Origin of the sequence: Micromonospora mangrovicola (genome assembly GCF_047200535.1) — a bacterium.
Taxonomy (GTDB): domain Bacteria; phylum Actinomycetota; class Actinomycetes; order Mycobacteriales; family Micromonosporaceae; genus Micromonospora.
This window is the reverse complement of sequence record NZ_JBJZOG010000181.1, coordinates 1-6,594: the sequence shown is the minus strand read 5'-3', so window position 1 is coordinate 6,594 and position 6,594 is coordinate 1. Positions and strand designations below refer to the sequence as shown.

The 6,594-nt window shown below is 72.8% G+C and carries 8 protein-coding genes; 4 read left to right on the top strand and 4 right to left on the bottom strand.

The features are described 5' to 3' along the window. On the bottom strand, nt 1-399 hold a 399-nt coding region (locus ACL02O_RS33315; RefSeq protein WP_412822159.1), incomplete at its 3' end, for a hypothetical protein. Here ACL02O_RS33315 and ACL02O_RS33310 point away from each other — a divergent pair. Beyond that, nucleotides 398-649: a carboxymuconolactone decarboxylase family protein gene (locus tag ACL02O_RS33310; RefSeq protein ID WP_412822160.1), complete on the top strand. Its 252-nt coding sequence runs from the start codon at nt 398-400 to the stop codon at nt 647-649. The genes ACL02O_RS33315 and ACL02O_RS33310 overlap by 2 nt on opposite strands. 36 nt (nt 650-685) lie before the next feature. Here ACL02O_RS33310 and ACL02O_RS33305 read toward each other — a convergent pair whose 3' ends face one another. Continuing rightward, nucleotides 686-1,276 carry a dienelactone hydrolase family protein gene (locus tag ACL02O_RS33305; protein ID WP_412822158.1) on the bottom strand — a complete coding sequence of 197 codons (591 nt, stop codon included), beginning with the start codon at nt 1,274-1,276 and terminating at the stop codon, nt 686-688. Between the two features lie 63 nt (nt 1,277-1,339). Between ACL02O_RS33305 and ACL02O_RS33300 the strand changes: the two genes are divergently transcribed. After that, the gene (locus ACL02O_RS33300) at nt 1,340-1,954 is read left to right on the top strand and encodes a helix-turn-helix domain-containing protein (RefSeq protein WP_412822157.1); all 615 of its coding nucleotides are present in this window, start codon (nt 1,340-1,342) and stop codon (nt 1,952-1,954) included. 39 nt (nt 1,955-1,993) lie between these two features. Here ACL02O_RS33300 and ACL02O_RS33295 read toward each other — a convergent pair whose 3' ends face one another. After that, the gene (locus ACL02O_RS33295; protein ID WP_412822156.1) at nt 1,994-3,187 is read right to left on the bottom strand and encodes a TDT family transporter; all 1,194 of its coding nucleotides are present in this window, start codon (nt 3,185-3,187) and stop codon (nt 1,994-1,996) included. Between the two features lie 70 nt (nt 3,188-3,257). Here ACL02O_RS33295 and ACL02O_RS33290 point away from each other — a divergent pair, with 70 nt between their 5' ends. After that, complete coding sequence (locus ACL02O_RS33290; protein WP_412822155.1) at nt 3,258-4,193, top strand: LysR family transcriptional regulator; 936 nt, start codon at nt 3,258-3,260, stop codon at nt 4,191-4,193. 36 nt (nt 4,194-4,229) lie between these two features. Here ACL02O_RS33290 and ACL02O_RS33285 read toward each other — a convergent pair whose 3' ends face one another. Next, on the bottom strand, nt 4,230-4,691 hold the full coding sequence (locus ACL02O_RS33285) for a DUF5709 domain-containing protein (protein WP_412822154.1): 462 nt from the start codon (nt 4,689-4,691) through the stop codon (nt 4,230-4,232). A gap of 246 nt (nt 4,692-4,937) precedes the next feature. On the opposite strand from ACL02O_RS33285, the gene ACL02O_RS33280 reads away from it, so the two are divergent. Continuing rightward, nucleotides 4,938-6,569 (top strand): glucuronyl esterase domain-containing protein, encoded by a 1,632-nt coding sequence (locus tag ACL02O_RS33280; protein WP_412822153.1) that lies wholly within the window; start codon nt 4,938-4,940, stop codon nt 6,567-6,569. Nucleotides 6,570-6,594 lie beyond the last annotated feature (25 nt).

Sequence of the window (6,594 nt, the reverse complement as noted above, 5' to 3'; positions counted from 1 at the left end):
TAGGGGAGCCTCGATGACGCCCTGTATGTCCAGCCCCCGCCGCACGACGACGGCATCGGCTCGGAGCTCCTCGGGAAGGTGTTCGCGCTGCCCTTCGTCGGCCAGCATGGTCGGGCGATCGGGCGGCACCACGACGGCATCGGCCAGGACGATGAACCGGAAGAGCATGTCGAGGACCATGCCGGGGGAGAATCGGTTGATCATGAAGCCGTCGAGTGTGTCGTCGGTGAGCCCGGCGTAGAGGCCGGCATCGCCACCGTCTGGAGCATTGACGTGCCAGTAGTCGTACTCCGGCTCTGTCCGGTCGATGTACGGCTGAAAGGCTGCCCGGAACGCGCTGCCCGGCATCGACGTGGGCTCGCCGTGTTCGAACCTCAGGACGAACATGTCGTAGCTCATTCGCAGCAAACTACAGAAGAATCCGCACGCCGATACCCGGACGCGGGCACTGGTGTCCGTGACCGTCGCGGCGACGCTCGGTGTCCTGGAGCCGCTGCGCGGTCAGCTCCGCATCGCGCTCAACGCGGGTGCCACCAAGGAGGAGGTCGTCGAGGTCCTCCTCCAGGTCGCGGCCTACGCCGGTGTGGCACGGGCGTTCGACGGCTACCAGGTCGCGGCCCAGGTCTTCGCCGAGGGCGCCGAACGCTGAGGCGCCGGTGCGGGCCGGTGGGCCGCCCCTCGGGGGTCAACCCAGCCGGTCGAGGAAATCCCGCGAGCGCCGCACCACCAGTGCCGTCGCATCCGCGTCGTAGGACGGCAGCGAGCTGTCGGTGAACAGGTGCTGTTCGCCCGGGTAGACGTACAGCTCGGCCCGTTCGGGCCCAACGATCTCCACCAGTTCGCGGGCGGCGTCGATGTCGCCCTCCAAGGCGAAGAACGGGTCCTTGTCCATGCCATGGATCTGCACCGCAACCCCGTCGGGCCACGGCCCGAAGGCCCACTCGCCGGTGACGGGGATGCACGCCTGGTAGAGCAACGCGCCGCGCGCGCCGGGCCGGGTCTGCGCGAGTCGCTGCGCCGTCGCGGCACCCGAGGAGAAGCCGCCGTACACCAGGCCCTCGGGCAGGTCGGCCACGGCCCGGTCGGCGCGCCCGGTCAGCACCTCGTCGCCGATGCGCCGGGTGAGCGCGAGGCCGTCCTCGACGGTGGCCGGTCGCTCGCCGTCGAACAGGTCGGGGGTGTGCACGGTGTGCCCGCCGGCGCGCAGGTCCTCGGCGAAGGCGAGCATTCCGTCGGTGAGCCCCTGTACGTGGTGGAACAGGACGACCTCGGCCATCTCTACACTCCTGTCATCGGACGACGGTCATCGAATGATCCAATATTCTAGAACGGTCGAGAAATGTCGGTCAATCAGCAGATCCCGGACTACGACCTCGACGAGCTGCTCGTGGTCACCGCGCCCGAGCAGCTGCGCTCGCTGGCCGACCCGCTGCGCGCCACGCTCCTGGAGCTGCTGCTCGAGCGGGCCGCCACGGTCGGCGAGATGGCCCAGGCGGTCGACCGCCCCAAGAGCAGCGTCGCCTACCACGTGAACATGCTGGTCAACGCCGGCCTGCTCCGCGTGGTGCGGACCCGGCGGGTACGGGCGATCGAGGAGCGCTACTACGGCCGGGTCGCCCGCACGCTCTACGTCGGCGTCCTCAACCGCCCGGAGGACAAGCAGGTCGTCGCCGCCGTGAACGGGCTCGCGGAGGCGACCGCGGAGTCCGCCGCAGCCCACGCCGCCGACGAGTTGCGGTGCACGCTCGTGCACGCGCGTATCCCGATCGAGGAGGTGCGGAACTTCTGGGCGCAGGTCCAGGAGCTGGCGCGTCGCTTCGCCCAGATCCCCCGGGCGGGCGACCAGGTGTACGGCTTCGTCGCCGGCCTCTATCCCACCGACGCCCCCACCCTTCCCGACCGGGCGAGCGAGGACGGTCCCGGACCGTCGTCGCCGCACGGGCCGGCATCCTGACCCAGGTCGCGATGACCTCCAGCGGGAGGGCGGCGCGGGTCAGCTCCCCGCGGTGCGGGCGGGCGGGGCGGGCAGGAAGAGGTGGCCGTGCCAGGCGCCGCGCGCGGTGCGGACGGCGACCGTGGTCCACGCGCACAGCAGGAGCAGGTAGAGGGCGACGGCGAGCGCGGCCAGAAGGTCGGAGCCGGTTCGCGCGGCCAGCCCCGTGGTGCCGGTGACCAGGGTGCCGACCGGGAACGTGAAGCTCCACCAGGTGAGCGCGAACGGCAGGCCGCCGCCGGCTGAGCGGGCGGCCCGGGCGGTGATGACGGCGGCGAGGGCGAGCCACACCAGCGCGAAGCCGAGCGCCGGGACGCCGTAGAGCAGGGCGAAGACCTGCGCGCCGCCGGCGTACGGGGCGGGCAGGACGCCGCCGGCGGCGGTGCCGAGCAGGTGCGTCGCGGTGATCGACTGGCCGAGCGGGCCGAGGACGATCCACAGCGTCGGGACCATGCGCGCGGCGCCGACCCGGTGGTGGACCAGCCGGCCCCACAGTTGGGTGACGATGATCAGGGTCGCGAACAGGCTGATTCCGACCATGGCGTAGCAGGCCAGCAGCAGGTTCAGCCGCGGCTGCCCGGCGGGCAGATGGGGAACGAGCAGTGCGCCGTTGGCGGCGGACACCATGGGCGGCACGACGGGCATCAGCCAGCCGCCGAACGCGGCGTCGGGGCCGACCCGGTGGCGGGTCATCATCAGGTACGGGACCGCGACGGCGGTGACCAGCCCGCCGGCGGTCCCGACGACCCAGAGCAGCAGGTCGACGGCGACGGCGGTGGGCAGGCCGAGCCAGTCGCGGCCGAGAAGCAGCGCCCCGCCGCCGACGGTCATCGCGGCCATCGGTGGCGCACCCCAGAACTGGGCCATGACCGGGTCGGCGGCGTACCCGAGGGCCGTGCGGCGATGGTGGCGCAGGTGCGCCGCCCACGCGGCGGTGAGGGCCAGCAGCAGCACCGTGGCGAGCGCCCACACCAGGGTCGCGGCGGTACGCAGGCCGGCGGGGCGTACCGGCAGGCCCGCCGCGGCGGTGGCCACGATGCCGGTGCCCATCACCGCGGCGAACCAGTTGGGCGGCAGTTGGGCGAACACGTCCCGCGGTTCCCGCAGTGCCGCCAGCAAGCCGCCGCGCCGGGGGCCGGCTGGATGGGGCGGCGGCGTCCGCCCGGCGGCGGGGGAGTCGACTACGGCGCTCATGCCGTCAGCCTGCGCCCGTGGTCGGGGGACCGGTAGCCGCCGGTGGCCTCTCGGGTCATAACCTGAGCTGATGCCTCTGCCGCCACAGGTTACCGACCTGACCAGCTTCGACCTGCTGCTGTCGGTGGCCCGGCTCGGCAGCGTCGGGCGGGCCGCAACGGCGCACGGGATCTCCCAGCCGGCGGCCAGCGCCCGGCTTCGTCACCTGGAACGGCGCCTCGGGGTCACCCTGCTGCGGCGGAGCCCGCGTGGTTCCACACTCACCGACGAGGGGGCGCTGGTCGCCGACTGGGCGCGCACGGCGGTCGACGCGGCCGCCACCCTCGCGGCGAGCGCCGCCGCGCTGCGTGCCACCGCTGACAGCCGCCTGGTGGTGGCGGCCAGTCAGACCGTCGCCGAGTACCTGTTGCCGGGCTGGCTCGTCGCCCTGCACGGCGGGCAGCCGGGCCTGAGCGTCGCGCTGCACGCCGGCAACTCCGCCGATGTCGCCGCGCGGGTGCTGTCCGGCGATGCCGCGCTGGGTTTCATCGAAGGGCCGGACACCCCGGCGGGCCTGCACGCCGAGACGGTCGGGGAGGACCGGCTGGTCGTCGTCGTCGCTCCGGGCCATCCGTGGGTCCGCCGCCGGGGCGGCATCACCCCGGCCGAACTGGCCGGTTGCCCGCTGGTGGTCCGCGAGGCGGCTTCCGGCACCCGCCGGGTCCTGGAGTCCGCGCTGCGCGTCGCGGGCACCGATCAGATCGCCGCGCCGTCGCTGCAACTCTCCTCGACCACCGCGATCAAACACGCAGTGGCCGCCGGCAGCGGGCCGGCCGTGCTCAGCTCCCTCGCGGTCACCGCAGAACTGGCGGCGCAGACCCTGGTCGCGGTGCCGGTCACCGGGCTGTCGCTGCGCCGTCGCCTGCGTGCCGTCTGGGCCGCCGGGCGGCAGCTCACCGGTCCCGCCCGGGATCTCTACGCCATCGCCACCCGGCCGCTGCCGACCACGCCCACAAGCCGGAGCTGACCCGGGGGCTCCCGCCGCGGTCGGCTGGTCGCGACCTCACCGCAACGGGCCGTCACCCGGGCCGTTCGGATCGTCGACCAAGTGCATCGCGGCTTCCTCCGCGCTCGCCGCGCCCCCGTCGATCCCGGCGTCCCAGGCGACCGACTCCGCCTCCTCGTCCGCGCCGAAGCCCTCGTCGGGGGCGACCAGGCGTCCGGTGCGTGCCTCCCGCTCGTACCCCCGGCGGGACAGCTCGTCCTCGTCGTCGGCCGCGTCGGCGTACGGATCGATGTCCGGCTCCTCCTGGGCCAGCAGTTGCGCGAGGGACTCGCCGGCCCGCTCCTCCGCCGGGGTGGTGCCGAACCGGTTCGCCGCCGACCAGCGGTCGGTGGCGACGATGCCGGTGTCGAGGGGATCGCCGACGCGGTCGTTGTCGAGGGTGTCCGAGGCGTCCAGGACACCGTCGTCCTCGACGACGTTCCAGTCGTCGGCCAAGTCCGTCCGCTCGGTCTGGCTCATGGCGATCCCTCCCTGGTCACGCTCCGGCGCTGACACCCCAGCCTAGGACCGTCCCCGTGATCACGAAACCGCAGGCCGCGGCGCCCGCCGCCGCCGCGCACCTGAATCGCGTCCCGTCGGCGTCCGTGACGGGCCGAAAGTTTCCGGAAGACATTGACGCATGGCAGTGCGCTACCCGACGCTGGGACGCGTCTGGAAATCCGTGCTCATCGATGTCCGCGCCGTCCAGTCGGAGGGAGAGCCGTAATGATCGAGTCGGGCCGTTCGAAGATCCGCTCGACAGTCGTCGTGCTGGCGGTGGTGGCGCTCGTGGTCACTGGCGCGGCGACGGTGGTGGCGAGAACCCCGTCGGCCGTGGCCGCCACGGGCGGCCTCGCGGTCGCCGCGCCGGTCGAGGACGACGGCACCGACTGCCCGGTGCCCCAGCCGGGCGTCTTGACCGGCAACCCGAAGCTTCCCGATCCGTTCCGGAAAATGGACGGCACGCGCATCACCGCCAGGTCCGACTGGCGGTGCCGACGGGCGGAGATCAAGGAGCTGGCCGAGAGGTACGTCTACGGCCAGAAGCCGGCAAAACCGGCAGGCGTCACGGGAACGGTCTCGAGCACCAGCATCACGGTGAACGTGACAGACAACGGTCGCAGCGCCAGCTTCTCGGCCGGGGTGGAACTGCCGAGCGGCGCCGGACCTTTCCCGGCCGTCGTCGTCCTGGGCGGATTCGGCGCGGACACGACCACCATCAAGGCCACCGGCGTGGCCGTCATCAGCTACGACCCCCTTGCCGTCGGGCGGGAGGGTACGGCCCGGAACAACAAGCAGGGCGCCTTCTACAGCATCTACGGCTCGTCCAGCAGCACCGGGCTGCTGCTCGCCTGGGCCTGGGGCGTGAGCCGGATCATCGACGTCATCGAGCGGTCGGGCGGCAGCATCCTCAGGGCGGACGCCACCGGCGTCACGGGATGCTCGCGCTACGGCAAGGGCGCCTTCGTGACCGGGGCGTTCGACCAGCGCATCGCGCTGACCATGCCGATCGAGTCCGGTAGCGGCGGTGTGCCGATCTTCCGCGGGATCCCCGGGGAATCCGGTGCCCAGCCGCTGAGCAGCGCGTACGGCGAGCAACCGTGGCTGGGCGACGCCTTCGGCTCCTTCACGAGCAACCCGGCGACGCTGCCGGTGGACACGCACGAGATGGTGGCCATGGTCGCGCCGCGCGGGCTGTTCATCATGGAGAACCCGCACATCGCCTGGCTGGCAGCCCGATCGGGAAGCGTGGCGGCCCTGGCCGGTGCGGAGGTCTACCAGGCCCTCGGGGTGGGCGGCAACATCACCTACTGGTCGGACGTCCAGGACGGCAACCACTGCGCCGGCCGGCCCGAGTGGCGGGACCCACTGCAGAAGAGCATCAGGCAGTTCCTGTTGGGTACGGCGAACGACCCGGGCACGATCCGGATCTCGAGCAAGGCGGCCGGCAACCTCGCCGAGTGGCGGGACTGGCAGACGCCCACCCTCGCCGACGGCCCGACCACCCCGCCGCCGACCACCCCGCCGCCGACCACCACCCCGACGACCACCCCGCCGCCGACCGGTAGCGCCTGCTCGGCTTCGGTGTCGCTCAACCAGTGGACCGGTGGCTTCGTCGCCACGGTGCGGGTCACCGCCGGCGCCGCGCCGGTCAACGGCTGGACGGTCACCCTGACCCTGCCGGCGGGCGCCACCGTCACCAACGCCTGGAACGCCAACCGCAGCGGGAACACCGGCACGGTCCAGTTCACCAACGTCAGCTACAACGACTCCATCGCCGCCGGCCAGTACACCGAGTTCGGTTTCCAGGGCACCGGCACCGGCGCCGGCATGTCACCCACCTGCGCCGCCGGGTAGCCGCCCCCTCGACGCCCGGCCCGGG

Excerpts from the sequence above, each read along its gene's own strand:
- ACL02O_RS33305 (WP_412822158.1), bottom strand. The coding sequence starts at position 1,276 with ATGGCCGAGGTCGTCCTGTTCCACCACGTACAGGGGCTCACCGACGGA.
- ACL02O_RS33300 (WP_412822157.1), top strand. The coding sequence starts at position 1,340 with ATGTCGGTCAATCAGCAGATCCCGGACTACGACCTCGACGAGCTGCTC.
- ACL02O_RS33295 (WP_412822156.1), bottom strand. The coding sequence starts at position 3,187 with ATGAGCGCCGTAGTCGACTCCCCCGCCGCCGGGCGGACGCCGCCGCCC.
- ACL02O_RS33290 (WP_412822155.1), top strand. The coding sequence starts at position 3,258 with ATGCCTCTGCCGCCACAGGTTACCGACCTGACCAGCTTCGACCTGCTG.
- ACL02O_RS33285 (WP_412822154.1), bottom strand. The coding sequence starts at position 4,691 with ATGAGCCAGACCGAGCGGACGGACTTGGCCGACGACTGGAACGTCGTC.
- ACL02O_RS33280 (WP_412822153.1), top strand. The coding sequence starts at position 4,938 with ATGATCGAGTCGGGCCGTTCGAAGATCCGCTCGACAGTCGTCGTGCTG.